Here is a 23,117-nt window from a genome sequence, read left to right as displayed (position 1 = left end):
AATTTAGAGTTGGGAAAGATGGTCTATTGCTCTTTCCAAAGTTTCCTGTTTTTTTGCAAAACACAGTCTGATGACATGATCATTCCTTTTATTTTTATAGAACGATGAAAAAGGAACACTGGCCACTTTATGACTGATCGTCAGCTCGGAAGCAAAATCAAAATCGTTTTTATCAGAAATTTTATCATAAGTCAGAGCCTGAAAATAGGTTCCTTCACAATCCAGAAGGCCGAAAGATGTTCCCTCAAGTCCTTTTCTCAGAAAGTCTCTCTTTTCCTGAAAAAAAGTATTCAAATGATTGTAATGATCATCATTTTTCATGTATTCCGCCAGCGCCAGCTGAATAGGTGTGTTGACACAGAAAACATTGAACTGATGCACTTTTCTGAATTCATCGGTAAGATTTTTAGGCGCTGCACAATAGCCTGTTTTCCAGCCCGTGACATGGAAGAGTTTCCCGAATGAGGCCACAAGAAGGCTTCTTTCTTTAAGTTCAGGATATTGACAGATGCTTACATGCTTTTTCCCGTCAAAAACAATATTTTCATAGACTTCATCACTTAAAATCAGAATGGAAGTATTCTTTACAATCTCCACCAGTTCCTGCAGATCTTTCTCCTTCAATATCTTTCCTGAAGGGTTGTTCGGATTGTTGATAATAATCATTTTTGTTCTATCACTTACCAGATCTTTTACCGCATTCCAATCGATTTCGTAGTCCGGAGCTTTCATTTCAAAACGCTTCACAATACCTCCGAAAAGTTCTACAGTAGGTTCATAACAGTCATAAGCAGGTTCAAAAATAATGACTTCATCATCTTTTTTCACAAAGGTCGCAATTGCGGTGAAAATGGCTTGGGTTCCTCCTGCCGTCACTGTTATTTCGGAATCAGGATGATAGATGGCGTGGTGGCTGTTCTCGATTTTTCTGGCGATCTCTTCCTTCAATGGCATCATGCCTCCCAATGGAGCATATTGATTAAACCCTTTTTTGATGAAATAATCTACATGATCCAGCAGTTCTGAGTCCGGCATGAAGTCCGGAAAGCCCTGAGAAAGATTGATCGCTTCATTTTCATTGGCGAGCTGCGTCATCTGGCTGAAAATGGTAGTTCCCACATTAGAAAGTTTAGACAAAGGAAGTTGTATCATGAAGATCTGTTTTAGGTAACCGAATTTAATCCATTTTTTGCAATCCTGAAACAGGCTCCAATAAAAAAAGGCCGTTTCTTTTGAAACGACCCTATATTTATTTGTGTTCTATTTAAAAGAGGATCATAGATTCTACTTTGTTGTTCACGTAGCCAAGAATTCCCCAGAACATAACGGTTGAACTGCCCCATCCTGCGAGAGAAACCAAATGTTTTTTGAAAAACTTTTTATCATAAAGATGCTCCACCATATAGATATGCTGTCTTTTGTAGCATCCGATTTTATTATTCCAATTGTCAAAGAACCAGAATCCCAGCGTGGGAACGACCGGAGACATAACATATTTGTTGGAGCCATAAGGAATAATATCGTCATAAACCCGAAGCCATCCCGGACTTAAAGCTCCAAAATAAGTCTGATACTGCTGATTTTCAAAAGCGTAATACGTATCCGGCAGTTGTTCTCCGGCTTCGGCCATTTGAACCAGACCATTAATTTCGGCATACTTCTGTATAGATTCATTAAATGCCTTTGTTTCACGGAATTTCAGACCATTTTGGTCTCCATACTGAAGATATTTTTCTTCGTTCGAAAAAGTTCTTACCGTGATCAGTGCAGACTGGTCAGCTGGATTTTTCACAAGAGATGCTACCGGAAATTTATTTTCCAGATCATCAATCATATCTACCGGCTGTCCGTCAGAGAAATATTCTACTCTTACCCTATCAATGTCAATGCCGTCCTGAGCAAATTCTTCCCTTATTTCGGGTGGAGCCGGAGGGAGGTTGGAGGGTTCAAATTTGCTCAAAGAAGCAGTTTGGGCTGCTGCTGATTCTTCAAGTTGTTCATTGTTGTCACGACAGCCTGATAAAAGGAAAAGACCTGCAGACAAACCTAAGATAGCCATGTTTTTAAGTTTCATATGGTATAGTTTTATGGTTGGTTTATTTTTTGAATTTTATTTCAAATCGTATTTCATTGATAATCCGCTATATTTAATTTTTGAATAAATTTAGGAGGTTTTAAAACTCCCGATAATGTGAATTGTTAAGTGTAGCCAATTTTCTAGTAAGTGTTATTAAATTGAAGTTAAGTGTAGCATTTCGCGATCTGATGGACACCCCATTTCCAATATATTTTAACGGAAAGCTGAGATGGGTCACTTCTTTTATTCCCAAAGCCGCTTACATTTGTCAGAACAAAGACTAAATGACCTTAAAACCAGTACCATGAAGATTAAAAAAACTGAAATTCCCCATGAATCGGCTCTGTCCAGAGAAAAAGTAATATTTGATTATACAGATAGTTTTAGGGGACCTGTACGCAATACAAAACGAAACATCACTACCACAGAAATAGGCAAGGCTTTTTTCTCCAGCACTCCTCAATGGGGAAAGAAAATGTTCTCCCTCAGAAACAGCATTGTTAAAATGTTTGGACTGAAAACCGGAACAGATCGCAGCAAAATACAGGATCCCGGAGATCTAAAACTTGAAGTGGGACAACAGGTGGGAATTTTCAAAATATTTGATAAGACCGACAATGAAATGATTATGGGCGAGAATGATCAACATCTCGATTTCAGAGTCTCTATCCTTTATGATAAAGCAAAGCAAAATACAGGAGAAAACTATTTAACGATTTCAACTGCTGTAAAATACCATAATTGGATGGGAATATTATATTTCCTGCCCGTACGTCCTTTCCATCAGTTAATTGTCCAGGTGATGCTTAAAAAGATGATAGTACAACTGGAACAGAAATAAAAAGAAAACACAAAATTCTGAATACTTGATTTTATTCTAAATTTTCAATTTTATGTAAGAAATCATTCTTTTTGCGTACGGAAACATCCAAAACAGACTGATCTGCCATCACGACCTGTCCGCCTTTCCCCTTAATATATTCCTTAAGGTGAAAAAGATTGATCAGGTGTTTGTGATGGATTCTGAAAAAATTGTATCTCGTTAGGTGTTCTTCAAAATCATGCAGTGTTCTGGAAACAATAATCTTCGTTTTATCGGCAAGATAAAAAGTGGTGTAGCTGGAATCTGCTTCACAACGAATGATGTCGCTGATATTTGTTAATCTGAATCCCTGAAGAGTAGGAAGACTGATCTTATTCTCGCTCAGGGAAATACTGGAGGTGTTTTTACTTTTTTTCATGTTTTCCAGTACTTTATTGACTGCCATAATAAAATCGATCTTCCGGATAGGCTTTAGTAAGTAATCTGCCGCACTGTTTTTGATCGCCTGGATGGCAAAATTTTCATAGGCTGTAATAAAGATGATCCGGGAATCTATTTCTCTGAACTTCGACAGAAGATCAAAAGCAGTACCGTCCTGCAGCTGTACATCCAGAAAAATAATGTCCGGCGAACTTTTAGAAAGATACCGGTAGGCTTCTTCCACGCTCGATGCCTGAAATGCCATTTGGATCTCAGGAAATTCATTGGTCAGCAGAAGAGCGATATAATCTCTTCCGTCCTGTTCATCGTCAATGATGCATACTTGTGTTTTGGTTTTCATAAGGTTGTATATAAAGTTTGATCCGGGTTCCCGGTCTTTGCTCTTTTTCAGTAAGATCATGGATCTCAAGAATGATGTGAGTATCAAAAAGCTGTCTGAATGTTTCAATCCTTTTCTGAGATAATTTTACTCCGAAAGAATCCTTTTTTTTCTTTGGTCCGGAGCCTATTCCCATTCCATTGTCCTCAATAGTGACACAAAGAGAAGTTCCCGTATGCTCAAATGACACCAGAATATTTCCTTTTCTTTCTTTCAGGCCTGTCATTCCGTGCTTTATAGAATTTTCCACAAAAGGCTGGATGAGCAGGGAAGGGATTACCCAGTTTTCATTGACATCTTCAGAGAGGATGATAGAATAATTAAAAAGATTTTTTAACCTCAGTTTTTCCATGTCAAGATACAGGGAAAGATATTCTTTTTCTTCCTTGATCGGCATGAACGTTTTCTCAGAATAATAAAGCGTTTTTCGGATCATCTGAGCAAATATTTCCAGATAATTTTCTGTTTCCTGATAATCCTTTTTGTACAGCAAAAATTGTATAGAATTAAGGCAGTTATAGATGAAATGGGGATTGATCTGTGCTTTAATCGCCTGCAGTTCCAGTTCGGCAATCTTCTTATCATAATACAGCATTTCCAGTTTTTTATTTCTTTTTTTCTGAAAATACAGCGTGATCAAAATAAACAACAGAGCAGCACCCAGCAGCAGCATGATCACTTTGAACCACCAGGTCTGCCAGAATTTGGGAAGAATTTCAAAATGCAGCGTTGTAGAAGCATCAGAACGTTTTCCGTTATACCCAATCCCGAAAACCTTAAAAGTATAGTTTCCTGGGGGAACAGAGTAGATGCTGATCTTCTGTGAATTGCTGGTTTGCCATTCTTCATTGAGCCCCTCAATTTTATAACGGTAGCCAATTTTCCCCTGGGAAGTAAAATCCGGAAAACTGAGATGGAAGGTGATATTGTTATCAGGCGTTTGAGCAGTTAATGGCAGGTCGGTATCAAAAATTTCCTTTCCTCCGATAATAATGGAATTGATGATCACTTTTTTATTGATGAATTTTTTCTGACTCATCAGATTCCTGATCGAAAGAACCCCAAGACCTTTTGAAGTTGCTGCGAAAATGGTATCACCGGACAGGACACATCCTGCTACAGAGTTGGAGGGCAAACCGTCTGTTTGGGTAAAATTATTAATCTTTACCTCAGAAGCCTTAAGCTCTATTCTGCTTAATCCGTAGTTGCTACAGGCCCAGAATACATTTTTATTTTCAATTTCTATTTTTTTGATCTGGTCGCTCACCAAACCGCTGCTTTCTGAGATTGTTTTGATAACTTTAGAGTTATTGAACAAAACGATCCCCTTTACATTGGTAGCGCCAACATATAAGTTATTTGCCAGCTTTTTGAGGTCTGTAAAATAAAAACCCTCCAGAAATAAGATTTTCTTTTGTGTGACTGTATTCACTTTATAAAGATCCTTGAAACCTCCCGCAAACAGACTGTCTGCTGCGTACGGAAGAGCGGTGTACAATCTCTCTTTGCTGAGCACTTCAGTATATTTACCGGTCTGATAATGGTAAGCGATGAGGCCGTCTGAAGTACAGAGAAGAATGGATCCGGGAGTATACGGAACCATATTTTTCAAAAGAAAATCCCTCAAGAAACGTTTTTCTTTAATCTGGGGATTGTACTGTAAGAGGCTTCTGCTGAGCCCAAATATGACTGTATTTCCTTCTGAAAATATGGCTTTATGCTCTATTTTAATGTTTTTTTCAAAAACGATATCGGTTACTTTTCCATTGCGGTAGATTCCGCTCTTAGCTTCATTGTAGCCCAGGAAAATGCCGCAGTCATTTTTGGCAATGGCCTTGATATTGGATGAATTATTTTTGATCGGAAGGTGAATGTAGTTTCTAAAATAACGGTCTGCAATGAAAAATAGCCCGTTGTTCCGGGTAGAAAACCACGTGTTATTGTCTTTATCCACCAAAATATCATTGATGATATAGCTTTCCATCATTTTGGCAGGTTCGGAAAGTTTGCTGTCATCCAGTAGAGACTCTTTAAAGTACAGCGTACCACCTTCTTCGAGACACAGCCACAACCGAAAGGTATGATCAACGACGATTCGGTGGATGTTTTCCTTTGCAGTGTAGCTCTTGATTTTTTTAAAGTAAAATTTATTGTAGAGCTTATAAACATCAATAGTCCTGTTGTTTCTGAAAATAAAAATATCCCCCTTTCTGACAATGGAGGTGTTTTTATCTGCTGAAATATTGCAGGCTGTCTTCTGTCGGGTCACCACATCATAAGCCTGAATGTTTTCTTTCTTTTCCTGACGGGACAGATATAATATTTGATCAGTCATGCTGAGACCGAAAGCATAATAGGGATCTTTCGGACTGGCATTGATAGAAACAGGCATACTGCTCACCATTCCATTCTGGTACTTATAAATATGGGTGGGGTTATAGCCGGAAAAAAGATAAATAGAACTGCCATCTATATAAAAATCAGGATTATAGCTGAACTGCATTTTCTTCAGTTCGCTGTTAGAATATGAATTGATGATTCTTCCGTTTTTCAGGTAGGCAAAATCATTCAGGAAAGGAGCCACGAAAATTTCTCCGTTGGATAAAGGAATACCTGCCAGTGCTTCAATGTTTTTCAGCCCTTGTTTATTGTTGAAATGTTTAAATTCCTTTCCGTCAAACCGGAACATTCCATTGTCGCTTCCTATCCAGAGAAATCCATTTTGATCCTGGTTCAGGGAGTAGGTATATGAATTATTCAGGCCATCCTCTTCATTATAATTGACCATTCCGGGAATTTGCGCAAAAATTAATGATGAGGATGACAAAATAAATGTAAGTGAATAGAAAAGGATTATTTTTTTCACATCATATTGAATAATACTGTAAATATATAATTTGATTGATAATAATGCAATGGTTAGTATTAAATGTTGGCAAAAATCGAAATGAAAAAATTCGGATATTTTTGTACAATTTCGTACTTTTGTATGTTTGCTGAAATCATATATGTCACAAGAAATAAATCCAATCTACTCCGAAGATAATATCAGAACCCTCGACTGGCAGGAACACATCCGTCTGCGCCCCGGAATGTACATCGGGAAGCTCGGAGACGGCTCCTCTGCGGACGACGGTATTTACATTCTGCTGAAAGAAATTCTGGACAACTCAATCGATGAGTTCAGGATGAGATCAGGGAAAAGAATTGAAATAAAAGTGGACGACGGTAAAGTCAGTATCCGTGACTTTGGTCGTGGAATCCCGTTGGGAAAGGTAGTAGATGCCGTTTCTAAAATGAATACGGGGGGAAAATATGACAGTAAAGCCTTCAAGAAATCTGTGGGATTGAATGGGGTAGGTACCAAAGCCGTTAATGCACTTTCTGAATATTTCCGGGTAAGATCCTTCCGGGAAGGAAAAATGAAGATGGCAGAGTTCTCCAGAGGAATCATCACAGAAAACTATGATGAAAAAGATACTTCTGACCGGAACGGTACTGAAATTTCCTTCATTCCTGATGGGGAGATTTTCCTGCATTTCAAATACAGAAAAGAATATATAGAAAAGATGCTGCGTAATTACGCTTATCTGAATCCGGGATTGAAAATTTTGTTCAACGGGGAGACCTATTATTCTGAAAATGGTCTGAAAGATCTTCTGGAAGAAGAAATGGAAAACGAAATTCTCTATTCTATCGTCCACCTGAAAGATACCGATATAGAATTAGCGATCACCCATTCAGACAAATCGCAGACAGAAACGTATTTCTCGTTCGTGAACGGGCAGAATACCACGCAGGGAGGAACGCACCTTAATGCTTTCCGTGAAGCCTATGTAAAGACAATCCGTGAATTTTTCAATAAAAATTTTGATGCCTCAGACATCCGAAAGTCTATTATTGCAGCGATCTCTATCAATGTGGAAGAGCCCGTATTTGAGTCCCAGACCAAAACAAAACTGGGTTCTAATGATATGGGACCGAACGGACCTACCGTGAGAACGTTTATCATTGATTTTCTGAAAAGCAAACTGGATAATTTTCTTCATAAAAATCCTGAAATTGCAGAAGCCATCCAAAGAAAGATCCTGATCTCCGAAAGAGAAAGAAAAGAGCTTTCAGGAATCCAGAAACTGGCAAGGGAAAGAGCCAAGAAAGTCTCTTTGCACAACAAAAAACTACGGGACTGCAGACAGCATTATAACGATCAGAAAAACGAAAGAAAAGGGGAGACCCAGATCTTCATTACCGAGGGAGATTCTGCATCAGGGTCCATCACAAAATCCAGAGATGTAGAAACACAGGCTGTGTTTTCACTGAAAGGAAAACCACTGAATTGCTATGGGCTGACCAAAAAAGTAGTCTACGAAAATGAAGAATTCAACCTTCTGCAGGCCGCTTTAAATATCGAAGAAAGTCTTGAGGACTTAAGGTACAATCAGGTCATTATCTCTACCGATGCCGATGTGGATGGGATGCACATCCGTTTGCTGATGATTACCTTCTTCCTTCAGTTCTTTCCTGATCTGATCAAGAATGGACACCTTTATATTCTTCAGACCCCGTTGTTCAGGGTAAGGAATAAAAAAGAAACAAGATATTGCTACTCAGAAATGGAAAGAATCAAAGCGCTGAATGAACTGGGTAAAAATCCTGAAATCACCCGATTTAAAGGGCTGGGAGAGATTTCTCCGGATGAATTCAAACATTTCATTGGAAAAGACATCCGTCTGGAACCTGTTGTAATTGGTAAAGACCAGACAATAGATCAGTTGCTGGAATTTTATATGGGAAAAAATACGCCGGACAGGCAGTTATTTATCCTTGAAAATCTCGTAGTGGAAGATACGGATATTGATAAAAAAGAAGTGCTGGATCAATCTGCTGACTAAATATATTAAACTAATAAACTTAAAAACCATAGATGAGACTTAGCAACCGCAATAAAGCTTCAGTTTATAATTTTGCACACACGTTGCTGCTGATGCTGGTCATATTTGGAATTGCTGCATTTTTACTGAACGAGTACAGATTTCATGCGGTAGGAGAAGAAAGTTATATACTTCTTATTGTTCCGATCTTGCTGCTGGTGATTTTTCACCTCAATGGCAGGCAGATCTTTGAGTATGACAGTGACGGCGAAGCATTGAACTTTAAGAACAGGAACATCATCCCTTTCATGGATAAACCTCTTCACGACGAATTTCCCAAGTATAAACTGATCCGGTACGAGATTGTAAGGATTTTCTTTATCAAAAGGTTATATATTAACATCTCAAGTAAAAATAGTGGGTCTACCATACTCAAATACGAGATTTCCTATTTGAGCCAAAAAGAAGTAAACGATTTAAAAATCTCTCTGAATAAAGTAGTGAAAGCTAATGAAGAGAAAAAACGATTAACAACAGATGACGACAGAAGAAAACTCGCACGAAGGTGAGAGCTTGAAAAAAGTCTCAGGACTTTATAAAGACTGGTTTCTGGACTATGCTTCCTACGTAATTCTGGATAGAGCGATTCCTTCCGTCTATGATGGGCTCAAGCCTGTTCAGAGAAGGATCATGCACTCTATGCGGGAACTGGAAGATGGCCGTTACAACAAAGTAGCCAACATCGTAGGAAATACCATGAAGTATCACCCTCACGGGGATGCTTCCATTACTGATGCGATGGTACAGATCGGCCAGAAAGAACTCTTGATAGACACTCAGGGAAACTGGGGAAATATTTATACAGGAGATTCTGCCGCAGCGGCAAGATATATTGAAGCCAGACTGACTCCTTTTGCACTGGAAGTAGTATTTAATCCGAAAACTACAGAATGGGCAAAATCTTATGACGGAAGAAATAATGAGCCGATAGACCTTCCCGTAAAATTTCCGTTGCTTCTTGCTCAGGGAGTAGAAGGAATTGGGGTGGGACTTTCTACTAAAATTCTCCCGCATAACTTCAATGAACTGATCAATGCCTCCGTTGCTCATCTGAAAGGAAAGAAATTTGAATTATTTCCTGATTTTTTAACGGCAGGTTATCTGGATGTTTCAGAATACAATGACGGACACAGAGGAGGTAAGGTGAGGGCGAGAGCCAGAATTACCCATACCGACAAACATATGCTGGTGATCTCTGAACTTCCTTTCTCAAAAACAACAAGCGACCTGATCGATTCTATCCTGAAGGCCAACGAAAAAGGAAAGATCAAGATCAAAAAGATTGAAGATAATACTTCTGACAAGGTAGAAATCCTGATCCATCTTCACAATGATGTGTCACCGGATAAAACCATCGACGCACTCTATGCCTTTACAGACTGTCAGGTTACCATTTCTCCGAATGCATGTGTGATCGTGGGAGACAAGCCGATGTTTATGAACGTTTCCGATATTCTGAAAATGAATACGGAACACACGGTTTCCCTTCTTAAAAAAGAGTTGGAAATAGAACTTCATGAGCTTCAGGAAAACTGGCATTTTTCTTCACTGGAAAGAATCTTTATAGAAAACAGGATCTATCATGATATTGAAGAAGTGAAAACCTGGGATGAGGTCATTAAAACCATTGATAAAGGATTAAAGCCTCATACGAAACATCTTCTGAGAGCAGTAACGGAAGAAGATATCTTAAAACTTACCGAGATCAGAATCAAGAGAATTTCAAGATTCGATTTAGATAAATTTAAAGAAAATATAGCAGCCCTTGAAGGCAAAATAGAGCAGGTAAAATACAACCTTGCGAATCTGATTGCGTATGCAATTGATTATTATTTAAATATTCAGAAGAAATACGGAAAAGATAAGGAAAGAAAGACCGAGCTTAGAATTTTTGATACCATCGATGCAACCAAAGTGGCAGTGGCGAATGAGAAATTCTATGCCAACTTTGAAGAAGGCTTTATCGGAACATCCCTGAAAAAAGATCAGTATCTGTTTGACTGCTCGGATATTGATGATATCATTATATTCAGAAAAGACGGAACCATGAAGGTCGTAAAAGTAGATGCCAAAATCTTTGTTGGAAAAGATCTGCTGAGCGTTGCGATATGGAAGAAGAACGACAAAAGGACAGTCTATAACATGATCTATCGCGAAGGCCGGGAAGGACCTTATTATATGAAGCGTTTTTCTGTAACAGCGGTGACCAGAAACACAGATTATCCGCTGGCTTCTGACAAAAAAGGATCGGAAGTACTGTATTTTTCGGCGAATCCCAACGGAGAAGCAGAAACCGTTACGGTACTTTTAAAACCGAATCCTAGAATCAGAAAAAACAAAATGGAGATCGATTTCTCTGATCTCGCGATCAAAGGAAGAGATTCTAAAGGAAATCTGGTGACCAAATATTCAGTGAAAAAGGTAGACATGAAGGAAGAAGGCGTTTCTACCCTGGCTCCCAGAAAAATCTGGTTCGATGATACGGTAAGAAGACTGAATGCCGATGCCAGAGGAACTCTCTTGGGAAGCTTTAAAGGAGATGACAGAATTCTGACCATTAATACCAACGGCGAAGTAAAGCTGGTTTCCTTCGATCTGGGGAACCGTTTTGATGACGAATATCTGGTTCTGGAAAAATGGAAACCACAGCAGCCTGTAACTTGTATCTACTACGACGGTGAAAAAGATATGTATTTTATCAAAAGGTTCCTTTTGGAAAATACGGTGAATCTGCAGACCTTTATGCCATCAGAACATCCGAAATCATTCATTGAAAATGTGATTGTGGCAAACGGAGCGTCAGCAGAGATTATTTTTGCTAAAGATAAAGGAAAAGACCGTGATGCTGAAATCATACATCTGGATGAATTTATTACCGTAAAAGGAATAAAAGCCATTGGAAATCAGTTTACAAAATTTAAAGTAAAAACCATCAATATCAGCATTCCTGAGCCGGTGGAAGAGGAACCTGAAGTATATGAAGAGCCGGAAACCGGAGACGGTATTGTGGATGATGACCGTACGGTGATCGGAGATCTTTTTGAAAGCGATGAACCTGAAAATTAAGAATTAAACTTATGAATATTCTAATATTATGTATTATCATTACAGCTATTATCAGTTTTGTTGCCTTCAACAATCCTGGTATTACTGAGAAATATAAATTCAGTGTAGGATCTATTCTGAACAGGAAAGAGTACATCCGTCTTCTTTCATCAGGGTTTCTGCATGCTGACATCATGCATCTGGTGTTTAATATGTTGACGCTGTATTTCTTTGGTCCTATAGTGATTCAGGCATTCGGAAACTTAGGTTTTGCGATTGTCTATCTCGGATCTATATTGCTGGGGAATTTCCTGTCCCTGTACATTTACCAGAAGCAACCCTGGTATTCTGCTGTAGGAGCAAGTGGAGGCGTTTCAGGGATATTGTTTGCGTCAATCGCTATGAATCCTCAGATCGGAATTTACATCTTTTTTATTCCGATTCCTGTGCCGGGATATCTTTTCGGACTGCTGTATTTCGGATACTCTGTCTATATGATGCTGAACCCGAAACAACACGATAATATAGGACATGCCGCCCACCTTGGAGGGGCTTTTCTGGGGCTGATTTATGCCGTAGCCACCGCACCTGATATCGCCATGCATAATGCGGTCTATTTAGGAGTAATGTCGCTTCCGCTGATCTATCTGGGCTACGAAATTTTTATCAGGAAGAGAATAGGATAAAAACTATTCTATTATAAATATCAAAACCAATGAGCACATCAGAATTAAACGGTTTCATCGTCGTATTAATCTGGCGTTCATTGGTTTTGCTTTCTCTAATGAAATGATCCAGTCTTTTAGAGGTAAACAGGAAAGGTAATTTCTGAAATCAATCATTATTACTTCAAACCGGGAATCAATAAAAGAATTAGAAATAAGATATCTGCTTGTTGATAAGGCGATTGAAGTGGCTGTTCAGTATTTTACTAAAAAAAAAATAAACATTGATTTTTATTCCGTTAAAATGAAAAAACCAGCTTTTAAAGCTGGTTTTTATCAAATTATTTTGATATTTTCTGAGTAACATTCTTGTTGGAAATAACGCAGGCTTTGCTGCAGTTATTTGCGCTTGAAATATTAACCTGTATCAACGCTGGCATTGATCTGTATTCTTCCTTATTGTAAGGAGCTTCAGTACCATTGCTTCCGCCACCTTTAATATCATATTGTATTTGGGCAACTCCTGTAAATCCAGTCGCGGGCCTGAAAGAAAGCGCTGCTGTAGTGGATGAATAGGTCCAGGTACCCTGACTGCTGGTATAAACTCCACCTGTGATATTCGGAATCACATTACCATTGATATCTAAAAAACGGAATGAACTAAAATCAAGGTTGTTGTATGAAAGGGTTGGTGGGTTTTGACCACTTGCGGAAGAATAAGCTTCATCATTAAGTAAAGGGAAATACGTAGATTTTATCCCTGGACATCCTTCAAATAGATCATCTGTAACTTCAGCAGCATAAGGTCTGGTAACTCCTAAGTTTTTCAATAAATGTATATTTTTAGCAGCTCCGGTAGAAGCAGCAAAACCAATTCTGAAAGTAGAAGGGGGTGACGTATCCAGAGTTCTTACCGTACTGGAGGATATTGTATTCTCTGTATATTTCAGAGAAGTAGGATAATAATAATTATCAATAACTTTTTCTTTCACATTCCCGTGCTGTATTTCCAGGGTTATATTATAACCACCGGAAGGATTGGGTATTAATGTGACAAATGCTTTACGGAATCTTACGTCATTTTCATTTAGGGGAATCGTAGTTCCGCCACTCTCAATGTTGAATTGCTGAAGATCCGGATTTTTAATGCCAATAAATTTTCCGGTTTGTGTATCCAGATAAATGGATCTATTGTTGCTGGAAGGGGAAACATCGGTAGCCGTACTATAAAGTAGTGGATAACCATTGTATCCCGCAGGTTCAGATGCCGACAGATACTGATTTCCGCGTTTACCTCTTAAAGAAATATTGCTTCGCGTATTAGGTAATGTTACACCAAAAATTCCATTTCTAACCCTTTCACCCTGGTTAAAGGTTGCTCTGAAATTTCCAAATTCATCTAGACCTATTCCCAGATATGCTCCTCTCAGTCCTTCCGTAGACTCACTTCCACGAACAAAACTATATCCTAATCCTCCTCCAGCGTATCCGATATTGAGCTGTTCTTTAGGAATAGATCCGTCTACTAAAAAGATAGAAATGCCATCTCCTCCGTTAGTATCTCCTCCATAAATTGCAAATTCAAATTCGAATTTAATTCCCTGATCACTTTTGAATATTTTATCAGCAAGGATAACCCCGCCTGAAATACTATTAACATTTCGGGTCATTCGTAATCCTTGGGTGGTAAAAGTAGCATCATTCTGGACACCGCTGTTAGATACCTTGTAGGCTTCCTGAGGTTGTAATCCCTGAGTAAAGTTGATAAAATACGGATAGCCGGTTCCCTGTTCATTCTGCGCCTGAATATTTTGGAAGAAAATAAACAATGAAAAAATAAGCAAAAATCTTTTGCTTTGTACAATTGAGGTACTTTTTATCATAACTCAATTATTTAACAACAAAAACAATATTAATAAAAGAACAGTCTGTAGCTGCTGCTTTTACATCGTATTTCATTACGCCATCATCAGAAATAGAAATATTGCTGAATACATTAGAGTCAGCATCAGTCACATAATAGTAAAGATCTTTACTTGATGGAAAAAAAGGAATCGCATCAGGTGCACTGGTGCTCTTTGCTTTTGGAGATCCGAACTGAGTTTTATACAATGTATACAAATCTTTAGTTCGGCCAGTGGCATTGCTGGAAGTATCAAATGAAACACTAGGCATGTAAAACATTTTTACAGCACTACCACTGATACATAGCCAGTCAGGTTTCGTAGGGGTACCAATATTCTGGCTTAAACATTTTTTATCAGTATCATAAATAAGAAGTGAGGTGGCGGGATTGGAAATAGCATCTCTCTTTGCAGTGGTAAGCCTTGGTATCAACATACCTCTGCTTTGACTATAAATATCCAGCGCAGCGCTTGAGTCAGGTGTGGAAGTATTGATCCCAATCTGAGCAAATGAAAAGGAACTTACGAAAACGATTGGTAGAAATAATTTTTTGATCATAATGTACTTAATAATTTTTTTATTTGTGTATTTTTTGTTTTTATGTTTTTTATTAAAAGGTATTCAAAGACGCCCTAATTCTAGTAAAGAAATAAGTACCATCAACAATCCATTTAAATCATGAGTTGTTGTATTCAAGCAATGGTATAAGGAGACCTTTGTTCCTAAGCCAATAACAGATATAACATGTATACCCCTAATAAGAAGAGCATTTTATGTCTTATCTGAAATAGTCGAAAAAGAAAATTGATTTAAGTCGCTTTGTAAGCTACATAAGTAAGATTCATATTCCTTTGTGTTTTTTGCAAATTTACAAATAAAATATTTTAATTACTCATTTTTCAGATGATTAATTGTAATTTATTCGTTGCTTTTAATTTAATTAACATATTTTAGTTTAAATATTTATATGTTTGATGAATTATTAATATTTTTTTTAATATGTTAGTTATTTTTCTATTAAAAATCCAAAAATAACTCTCTTGAGGGGAGATCTTTTGAAAAAATATTCAATTCATCTTCCAATAGTTCTCCCAAATTGATTTGCTCTGTTTTACTACTTTCAACAAATAAAATTCCCTTACTATTTTTTATTTGTTGAAGTCATATAGGCTTGATTATCATAGCGTTAAAAACTAACTTGCAGCCGGAGTAAGTAGGTTGATCTGCTGATTGATGGTGCTTATTTTTCCAATGAATACAGCCTGGAAAAAGGAAGATACTGGTACACTCACAAAATGGTGAGAAGATGTTTTTCTGTTATCAGAAAGGCCTTACCAAATCTGTTTACTTTCCTGCAAAATCATAAATCCCTAAAACAACGAATGGAATAGAGTCTTTTTTTCGGACATCTAAAAGGGAGTCTTAACATTCCATTGAGGACTTACTAAAAGCCGAAGAAAAAAGTTTATACAATGGTATCTTTTTTACAAAAACCAAAAAAGATGAAGGTTTTTTTAGCCATAATGCTCTTCCAATACTACATGAAAAAAAGGATGGTAAAAACCATCCTTCTAAACTATTGTATACAGCATTGCTCATTTCCTCTTCCAATCAACTGCAAAATATTACGAATTATTTTTATAAAAAACACCAACTATTTTTGACCACATTACCAAAATTAACGCATAACCCATTTTGAATAGGGATATCTGTGTAATGTTTCAATTAACATTAAATTCCTTATTTCTTTCCAACAATAAAGCGGTCGTTTTCAGATAAATCTCTGATGAGTTGCACTTCAGAAAAATAGTCACTGTATAAGTCAAGGGTTTCGGGGCCGAGTTTCTGATTAATTTCCAAAAATAAAAGTCCGCTATCTTTCAAATACTTTTTAGAATCCCCGGCAATCTTCCGGTAGAAGATCAGCGCATCCTGAACAGGGGAGAAAAGAGCCATTTTGGGTTCAAATTCCTTAACAGAATCAGCGATTTCAATTTCTTCTTCAATGCCTATATAAGGTGGATTGGAAATAATAACATCATAGCTTTCTGATAGCTCAAAATTAAGATAATCTCCATGAATGAAACTGATCTCCAGCTGATGATGTTCTGCGTTTCGCTTAGCTGTTTCCAAAGCTTTTTCAGAAAAGTCAATGGATGAAATGTCAGCGCCGGGAAAATGCTTTTTTAAAACCAGTGGAATCACGCCACTTCCGGTACCGATGTCCAGAATCTTTAATCCCTCAACATCTATTTCCAAACCGTGAATTTTATGAATGGCGATTTCAAGCAATTCCTCGGTCTCAGGACGGGGAATCAGGACATTTTCGTCAACAAAAAACGACATTCCGTAAAACTCGGTTTCTCCCAGGATCTGCTGATAAGGTCTTCCGGTTTTTAAATCGGAAATCACCTGTAAAAGCTGCTTCTCATCATCCAGAAGAAGTTCCTGACCGGATAACCTTCTTTGATGAAATGAATCGATGCCGACGATCTTTTCTGTAAAAACGGCAGCCAAAAAAGCGCTTTCCGTATCATTGTAGACTGCGGAAAGTTCTGTTTTGAAATATTTTTTAAATTCTGATATTGTCATTTACCTTGTAAAAACCAGTTTGGTGTCTGTAGATTTTTCTTCATCGATCACGTAGCCGTCATAGTTGAATGCTTTTACATCATCTAAGGTTTTGGCGTTGGTTTCAGCACAAAATCTTACCACAAGACCTCTTGCATGCTTGGTATAAACCACGATGGTTTTTAGTTTTCCTTCTTTCCATTCATAAAAATCAAAATCAATAACCGTGTGGTTTAATTTCTTTCTGTCGATCACCTTTCCGTACTCGTTGCTGGCCAGATGAAGAAGAATTTCCCCTTTTTTCATTTCTAAGTTCAGCTGTTCTGTGATCTTTTCTCTCCAGAATTCATAGAGATTCTTGTATTGATCGAATTCAAAAGGACGACCCATTTCCATCCTGTAGAGCATTACTTTGTCTGATGGTTTCAGCAATCCATACAATCCTGAAAGTATTCTGTAGTTTTTCTGTAAGTAGTCTACAGCATTTTTATCCAGAGTTTTAGCGTCCAGTCCTCTGTATACCTCCCCTGTAAAAGCGAACATGGCAGGTGCTGATTCTTTTGCGGTAGGTTTCTCTTTCCATTTTTGGTTTCTTTCCCAGTTTTCGTCAGCCAGTTTGGGTGATATCTCCATCAGCTCGGAAAGGTATTTTGGCGATTTATGTTTTAAATGAGATTGTATCAATGCCGCTTCTTCGATGAATTTAGGAGTGCTGGATCTCAGTAGGTCTGTTGAATTCTCAACGTTCATCAGTTTCGCTGGAGAAGTTATAATTTTCATAATGTTAGAATGCAGATAAATGTTTAATGTCAATAAAATTCATGATCATCATCGATACAAAGTCGTACGTAAAATGACAGAGGATCAGAATTTTAATATTAGAATATTTTTTATAAAATAAAGCAAAAACAGCTCCAATAAAGAAAGGTACTAAAACCTGCCCAATCGTTCCGTAAGTGCTGTGCAGAATCCCGAATAATGCAGCAGAAACAATAATGCCAACAGAAGGGTTATTGTATATTTTTTCAATTCTTGGCTGAATATATCCCCGCATCAGAAGTTCTTCTACGGCTCCTGCAGTAAAGCAGATAAAGATAATCAACGCATAGTTATTCTTAAAAACAGAAGAAATCTGAGCCAGTTTTTTGCTCATTCCTTCCTGAGTTAAAAGCTGAACAATAAGATTGATGAAAGCACCCCCGAAAGCACAAATAAAATACAGAGCAACTATAGCTTTGATATAAAAAAGGACAGGATATTTCTTCTCTTTCCAGATCAGAAAATTGTTTTTTTCGATGAAAAGATTATAAAGAAAAATCAGTCCAAGAACAGTCCAGAGCGCAATCCTGGTGTAGAAAAAATTGACTGGTGTTAATGTTTTTATTCCCGTGATCATATAAATAAGCGGAAAAACATAAAGCATCACAGCGGCTAAAAGAACAAAGGTGAAAAAAATTCCCAAAGCATATTTTCCGTTCAAACTCATAATCCAAAAATGGCCTTCAACAATTTACAGGTAATTACACAATTCCTTTTCCCTGACGGATGATCTCCGGTTCTCCGGAAGTAAGATCCACAATAGTAGATGCTACATTATCTCCGTATCCCGAATCAATAACAATATCTACCAGATGGCCATATTTTTCTGCGATCAGTTCCGGATCTGTAGAATATTCAATGATTTCGTCATCATCTTTAATAGACGTTGAAGCGATCGGGTGACCCAGTTTTTCCACGATAAGCTGTGGGATAGGATGATCAGGAACACGGATACCGATTGTTTTATGATTTTTATAGGCTAAAGGAAGGCTTTTATTGGCATCAAGAATAAAGGTGAACGGCCCCGGAAGATGGCTTTTCAGAAATCTGAAAACAGAAGTATCAATAGGCCTTGTAAAATCTGAAAGATGACTCAGGTCATTACAAATAATCGAGAATTTAGACTTTTCCAGTTTTACTTTTTTAATCTGGGCGAGCTTTTCCATGGCTTTTATGTCAAAAATATTACATCCTAAGGCATAGATGGTGTCTGAAGGATAGATAATCAGTCCGCCGTTTTTTAGGGTTTTAATAACCTCATTCACAAGATTTTCCTGCGGGTTGTCAGGGTAAATTTTCAGTATTTTTGCCATAGAACAAAGATACAAATAATAAAATAGTTTTCATAAAAGTCCTTTATTTAAAAGAAAAATTAGGATTTTTAAAAAATAGACGTATCTTTGCAATCCAATATCGCGGGATGGAGCAGTAGGTAGCTCGTCGGGCTCATAACCCGAAGGTCATCGGTTCGAGTCCGGTTCCCGCTACTAAGTTAAGTGCTTTCGGTAAGCACTCTAAAAATACACCGCGGGATGGAGCAGTAGGTAGCTCGTCGGGCTCATAACCCGAAGGTCATCGGTTCGAGTCCGGTTCCCGCTACTAAGTAAGTGCTTTCGGTAAGCACTCTAAAAATACACCGCGGGATGGAGCAGTAGGTAGCTCGTCGGGCTCATAACCCGAAGGTCATCGGTTCGAGTCCGGTTCCCGCTACTAAGTTAAGTGCTTTCGGTAAGCACTCTAAAGATACACCGCGGGATGGAGCAGTAGGTAGCTCGTCGGGCTCATAACCCGAAGGTCATCGGTTCGAGTCCGGTTCCCGCTACTAGAACGAAAGAAGCAATATAATTATTGCTTCTTTTTTTTGTTATTTATATTTGGGGACTAAAAAAATAACTTCCTAAATCAGGAAGCCATTTTATCTAGTTTAAATAATTATTGTTTGGCAACTGTGATTATGGAGTCTATATTTCTATAAATTTTATTGCTATCAATTGCTGTATAAACATTTATTATTTTTTGATCTCTTAAAATATAAGTGGTTGGCAATACGTTTGACCTAATTTTGATGAAAGAATTTTCATAGGTTTTATTTCCATTTAAATAATCTGTAAGTGATTTCCTGTGTTGGAAATTTTTTAATGTAATATCCTGGAATTGAAATCTATTAGATTTAAGAAATGATTTTAACTTAGCTGAATCATCATCTAATGATAGTGATAAAAATACAATTTTATTCTGATTTGAATAATGATTTTTAACTTTATTTAGTATTGGAATTTCGGTTAAGCAAGGTTCACACCAGGTAGCCCATAAATTTAAAACAATCAGTTGATCACTTGTATAATATTCTTTGTAAAAAGGACTGTTTTTGAAAGCATATTTCTTTTCTTCTTCCTTTACTTGTTCAGTTGTTCTGATTTTTAGATTTTTAAGTACTTCAGGATTTCTAAGCAGTATGAATAAGAGTAATAATAGGCTTACAAAGGCTAGCCCAAAAATGATAATCTTTCTATTCATTTATTACTTTTTTATACAAAATTACATTTATTCATTAAAAAAATCTCAAAAGAACTTTGCTTTTGAGATTCTTAAAATATTTTTATTTATTTTTTTGATAATGTTAGAGCAACATAGTTTCTTCCATCTTGTTCTAGAACACTATAGGTTCCACTATCAATTACCAATGTTAGTCCGTCATCAAATGTTTGCGCATTTGGACTCAAAATTTGTACTTGATTAATCTCTTTTTCGTTACATTTTGCTTTAAGTCTATTAATAACCTCAGTAAGATCTGTTGAATCATTACCTGCCTTCGAAATAGTACCTTGCCAACCTCCATATCCATTGGGCTCAATGCATACAGTAACGTCTGTAGAGACAGAAACAATACCTATGCTAACCTCAATAGTAAATTTTCTGCAAGATAACTTAAAATTTTCAGCATCTGTAACAGAAGAAATACTATTAGCATATGATATGTAATTAGGGACTTTTGATAGACTTCTGTGAGAGTTTACAACTGGTGCTTTAAAAAACGGTTGAGGATTTACGTTATTCGCTAAAACTGTAACTGTTGGCATTGTCATTAATGCTAATGCAAGAATAATTTTTTTCATAATATTCAATTGTTATTTTTTGTGATTTTTGTGATTGCAATCTGAAACAAATATATAACTTGTTTTTTATTCCCGATTACGGGAATTAGAAGTTCTTATAACTTTTTTATTATGTTAAAATAGCAACCTTTTTATTTTAATTAATTCTTCGAGTTCCCCAGGTATTATCTTCTTCAAGAGATCCCCCCTTTCTCTTTTTTGCGATGGTCTATTTTTGGAGCTGAAGGCTACATGATATGTCTAGTCAAAATTTTATCTTGTGAAATATTGATAGAGAAACATCATATTAAGACTACACATGCTTTACTTCATCCCTACCAATTCTTTTGATTGTACAATGGTAAAAAAAAACGGTACCATGACTACAGGATTCCATAATTCTAATGAATTGAGTTTATGGATAAAGCAGCAACAGAAAGTGACTGCGAGCCGTATTATTCCATTCCAGGATAATGAAGTTTGACACAAGTAGGTTCCTATTTCAAATTTGGGTTGATACATTTGTGATCAGGCTAGTCAGTGAAAAGTATGCCTTCATGCCATGTGCACAGGGACGGTAATTATTTTCCAATGCTTCGTTTTCAGATATAAAGAAGATCCTGTTTTCTTTTTTCATTCTTTTGCCGGAAGAACAGGAAAGTAATCCGTAAATTTTCAATCTCTGATTCCCACCGAGATTAATTTCCTTCTTCCTGATTTTACTTTTTAAGACATGATCAGTTATTTCAATATGCTTTTCCATAGCATCAAGATCTCAATTTGCATTCATTTATAAAATCTGAAACAGGCGGTATTTTTCAGATCAATTTTCTGATATTGAAAATCTTTTTAGAAGGAACTCAATGCTTTTTGCAGAAAATCGACTGTTGTTTCCAGTTCCTTTTCATCCATTGAAGCAAAGCCAAACCTGAACGCATTAAGCTCTTCATCAACACGTAAAATTTGAAGTTGAGGAAGGTTGATCAAATGGCGAACCGGATATTCGGGTACCAATGTAATCCACATTGCCATTCCTCCAGAAGGAAGAACATAAGAAATATAAGGACTTAATCTGTCTTTTAGCAGAATGTTCAGAAAGTCTCTTCGCTGGTGATAGATCTTTTTTGCTTTTTTGAGATGTCGTTTCAGTTCACCTTCTTTAATCAGAAAAGCTAAGGCATTCTGCATATAGCCGTCGCCTCCTACATCAATAATTTTTCTTAATGCAGTACATTGATCAATAAAATTACCGGGGGCAACCATAAAACCAATCCTTAATGAAGGATCTAAAATTTTGGAGAAAGATCCGGTATAAATTATATTTCCGTTATGACCGCTGCTTGCCAGAGGTAGATATGGAGAAGAAGTATAATGGTAATCATAGTCATAATCATCTTCGATGATCGCGAAAGAATACGTTTTGGAAAGTTCCAGGAGCTCCATTCTCCTGCCCGCGCTGAGTGTGACGGTGGTAGGATAATGATGATGGGGAATCACATAAACAGCATCAATCTTTTTTGTTCTGCATAGTCTTTCAATAGCTTTGGTATTCATACCGTTTTTATCTACAGGAACTTCAAGAACCGCTGCTCCGGTCTGTTCAAATGCTGCATTAGCCGCCGGATAATTGGGGGTTCCTACGATGACCGTTGAGTGAGGACCAAGAATAAGCTGTGCGGTAAGATAGATGCTCATCTGGGCACCATGAGTGATCAGAAGATTTTCTGTGCCGATATTGAGGCCTCTGGTTTCGGAAAGATATTGCGCAAGCTCTTCCCTTAAACGTAAGGTACCCTGTTCTGTTCCCATATTGGCATTTTTAATCGTATGCCTTTTGGAAGTATAAGACCGATAGGTTTTCAGGAGCTCATCGATAGGCGAAATTCTGACGTCAGGATGACCGTCATCAATGATAAGCTCAGGTACTACAGATATTCCAGATTTGCCTTTCTTTACATCAATGCTTCTGAACGGAAGGCTGAAACTGTTTTTATAGGAAGGAAGGACATTGGTGGTATTCCACTTTTGAGGTTTTAGAAGAGGAAGATGGTCAGATACGGCAGTGTATTTTCTTGGAAAGATAACGATCCAGTTTTGTGCATATAATTCATCGTAGGCTGCAACTACAGTTTTGCGGTGTATTCCTAATGTTTTAGACAGTTCACGTGTTCCCGGAAGAATGGATCCGGGTTTTAATGTTCCTGCTCTTATCGCGTTAATGATTGAAACAGCAATCTGCCTGTATATCGCTGTACTGTTTTCTTTATTAATAATAATGACATGTTCAAATGGAAGCATACTGGACTATCAGATGTTTAATATCTGGAGTACAAAAGTAGTCCTATTTAAAAATACTTTTGCTCTGT

20 protein-coding genes and 4 tRNA genes are annotated in these 23,117 nt (G+C 37.3%); 10 read left to right on the top strand and 14 right to left on the bottom strand.

Annotated elements, in window-relative coordinates; genetic code table 11:
* Positions 1-3 precede the first annotated feature (3 nt).
* Entirely contained in the window at positions 4-1,152 is a 1,149-nt protein-coding gene (locus BW964_RS02390; protein ID WP_076504382.1) for a methionine aminotransferase, read from the bottom strand.
* A gap of 112 nt (positions 1,153-1,264) precedes the next feature.
* The gene (locus tag BW964_RS02385) at positions 1,265-2,074 is read right to left on the bottom strand and encodes a hypothetical protein (protein ID WP_076504380.1); all 810 of its coding nucleotides are present in this window, start codon (positions 2,072-2,074) and stop codon (positions 1,265-1,267) included.
* 307 nt (positions 2,075-2,381) lie between these two features.
* Between BW964_RS02385 and BW964_RS02380 the strand changes: the two genes are divergently transcribed.
* Positions 2,382-2,918, top strand: a complete 537-nt coding sequence (locus BW964_RS02380; RefSeq protein ID WP_076505403.1) for a DUF2867 domain-containing protein — start codon at positions 2,382-2,384, stop codon at positions 2,916-2,918.
* A 31-nt stretch (positions 2,919-2,949) separates the two neighbouring features.
* Here the strand turns inward: BW964_RS02380 and BW964_RS02375 are convergent, their stop codons facing one another.
* A complete protein-coding gene (locus BW964_RS02375; RefSeq protein WP_076504379.1) occupies positions 2,950-3,681 on the bottom strand; it encodes a LytR/AlgR family response regulator transcription factor in 732 nt (243 codons plus the stop codon).
* Positions 3,650-6,508: a sensor histidine kinase gene (locus BW964_RS02370; protein ID WP_076504377.1), complete on the bottom strand. Its 2,859-nt coding sequence runs from the start codon at positions 6,506-6,508 to the stop codon at positions 3,650-3,652. Before BW964_RS02370 ends, BW964_RS02375 begins: the two co-directional genes overlap by 32 nt.
* A gap of 220 nt (positions 6,509-6,728) precedes the next feature.
* Between BW964_RS02370 and BW964_RS02365 the strand changes: the two genes are divergently transcribed.
* From BW964_RS02365 to BW964_RS02350, 4 genes are read left to right on the top strand one after another with little or no spacing between them, the layout of a single operon-like run.
* Positions 6,729-8,612, top strand: coding sequence for a DNA topoisomerase IV subunit B (locus BW964_RS02365; protein WP_076504376.1), 1,884 nt, complete (start codon positions 6,729-6,731; stop codon positions 8,610-8,612).
* A gap of 32 nt (positions 8,613-8,644) precedes the next feature.
* Entirely contained in the window at positions 8,645-9,160 is a 516-nt protein-coding gene (locus BW964_RS02360) for a hypothetical protein (protein ID WP_076504374.1), read from the top strand.
* The gene (locus BW964_RS02355; protein ID WP_076504373.1) at positions 9,129-11,717 is read left to right on the top strand and encodes a DNA gyrase/topoisomerase IV subunit A; all 2,589 of its coding nucleotides are present in this window, start codon (positions 9,129-9,131) and stop codon (positions 11,715-11,717) included. The genes BW964_RS02360 and BW964_RS02355 overlap by 32 nt, the downstream gene beginning before the upstream one ends.
* Positions 11,718-11,728: 11 nt before the next feature.
* Positions 11,729-12,382 carry a rhomboid family intramembrane serine protease gene (locus tag BW964_RS02350; protein ID WP_076504371.1) on the top strand — a complete coding sequence of 218 codons (654 nt, stop codon included), beginning with the start codon at positions 11,729-11,731 and terminating at the stop codon, positions 12,380-12,382.
* Between the two features lie 320 nt (positions 12,383-12,702).
* On the opposite strand, the gene BW964_RS02345 is transcribed toward BW964_RS02350, so the two are convergent.
* The 6 genes from BW964_RS02345 to BW964_RS02315 form a co-directional block, all read right to left on the bottom strand.
* Positions 12,703-14,244: an L-type lectin family protein gene (locus BW964_RS02345; RefSeq protein ID WP_076504370.1), complete on the bottom strand. Its 1,542-nt coding sequence runs from the start codon at positions 14,242-14,244 to the stop codon at positions 12,703-12,705.
* A gap of 7 nt (positions 14,245-14,251) precedes the next feature.
* The gene (locus BW964_RS02340; RefSeq protein ID WP_076504368.1) at positions 14,252-14,824 is read right to left on the bottom strand and encodes a hypothetical protein; all 573 of its coding nucleotides are present in this window, start codon (positions 14,822-14,824) and stop codon (positions 14,252-14,254) included.
* 1,182 nt (positions 14,825-16,006) lie between these two features.
* Positions 16,007-16,858, bottom strand: a complete 852-nt coding sequence (gene prmC / locus BW964_RS02330; protein ID WP_076504366.1) for a peptide chain release factor N(5)-glutamine methyltransferase — start codon at positions 16,856-16,858, stop codon at positions 16,007-16,009.
* Positions 16,859-17,617 carry a peroxide stress protein YaaA gene (gene yaaA, locus BW964_RS02325; RefSeq protein ID WP_076505401.1) on the bottom strand — a complete coding sequence of 253 codons (759 nt, stop codon included), beginning with the start codon at positions 17,615-17,617 and terminating at the stop codon, positions 16,859-16,861.
* A gap of 4 nt (positions 17,618-17,621) precedes the next feature.
* Positions 17,622-18,323 carry a CPBP family intramembrane glutamic endopeptidase gene (locus tag BW964_RS02320; protein WP_076504355.1) on the bottom strand — a complete coding sequence of 234 codons (702 nt, stop codon included), beginning with the start codon at positions 18,321-18,323 and terminating at the stop codon, positions 17,622-17,624.
* Positions 18,324-18,357: 34 nt separating this feature from the next.
* Entirely contained in the window at positions 18,358-18,969 is a 612-nt protein-coding gene (locus BW964_RS02315; RefSeq protein WP_076504354.1) for an L-threonylcarbamoyladenylate synthase, read from the bottom strand.
* 101 nt (positions 18,970-19,070) lie between these two features.
* Here BW964_RS02315 and BW964_RS02310 point away from each other — a divergent pair.
* The 4 genes from BW964_RS02310 to BW964_RS02295 all read left to right on the top strand — a co-directional run bounded on the left by BW964_RS02310 (position 19,071) and on the right by BW964_RS02295 (position 19,478).
* Positions 19,071-19,143: transfer RNA gene (locus tag BW964_RS02310), tRNA-Met, on the top strand.
* Between the two features lie 39 nt (positions 19,144-19,182).
* A tRNA-Met gene (locus tag BW964_RS02305) sits at positions 19,183-19,255 on the top strand.
* A gap of 38 nt (positions 19,256-19,293) precedes the next feature.
* Positions 19,294-19,366: transfer RNA gene (locus BW964_RS02300), tRNA-Met, on the top strand.
* Between the two features lie 39 nt (positions 19,367-19,405).
* Positions 19,406-19,478 (top strand) — tRNA-Met (locus BW964_RS02295).
* Between the two features lie 110 nt (positions 19,479-19,588).
* Here BW964_RS02295 and BW964_RS02290 read toward each other — a convergent pair.
* Complete coding sequence (locus tag BW964_RS02290) at positions 19,589-20,173, bottom strand: TlpA family protein disulfide reductase (protein ID WP_076504353.1); 585 nt, start codon at positions 20,171-20,173, stop codon at positions 19,589-19,591.
* 86 nt (positions 20,174-20,259) lie between these two features.
* Positions 20,260-20,772: a hypothetical protein gene (locus BW964_RS02285; RefSeq protein WP_076504351.1), complete on the bottom strand. Its 513-nt coding sequence runs from the start codon at positions 20,770-20,772 to the stop codon at positions 20,260-20,262.
* 298 nt (positions 20,773-21,070) lie between these two features.
* Here BW964_RS02285 and BW964_RS22435 point away from each other — a divergent pair, with 298 nt between their 5' ends.
* On the top strand, positions 21,071-21,235 hold the full coding sequence (locus BW964_RS22435) for a hypothetical protein (RefSeq protein ID WP_165789200.1): 165 nt from the start codon (positions 21,071-21,073) through the stop codon (positions 21,233-21,235).
* An 18-nt stretch (positions 21,236-21,253) separates the two neighbouring features.
* Here BW964_RS22435 and BW964_RS02280 read toward each other — a convergent pair whose 3' ends face one another.
* Positions 21,254-21,514: an Ada metal-binding domain-containing protein gene (locus tag BW964_RS02280; RefSeq protein WP_076504350.1), complete on the bottom strand. Its 261-nt coding sequence runs from the start codon at positions 21,512-21,514 to the stop codon at positions 21,254-21,256.
* Positions 21,515-21,600: 86 nt separating this feature from the next.
* The gene (locus tag BW964_RS02275) at positions 21,601-23,049 is read right to left on the bottom strand and encodes an aminotransferase-like domain-containing protein (protein WP_076504348.1); all 1,449 of its coding nucleotides are present in this window, start codon (positions 23,047-23,049) and stop codon (positions 21,601-21,603) included.
* Positions 23,050-23,117 lie beyond the last annotated feature (68 nt).

The organism is Chryseobacterium shigense (genome assembly GCF_900156575.1).
Classification (GTDB): Bacteria; Bacteroidota; Bacteroidia; order Flavobacteriales; family Weeksellaceae; genus Chryseobacterium; species Chryseobacterium shigense.
This window is presented reverse-complemented; position numbering and strand designations above follow the sequence as displayed.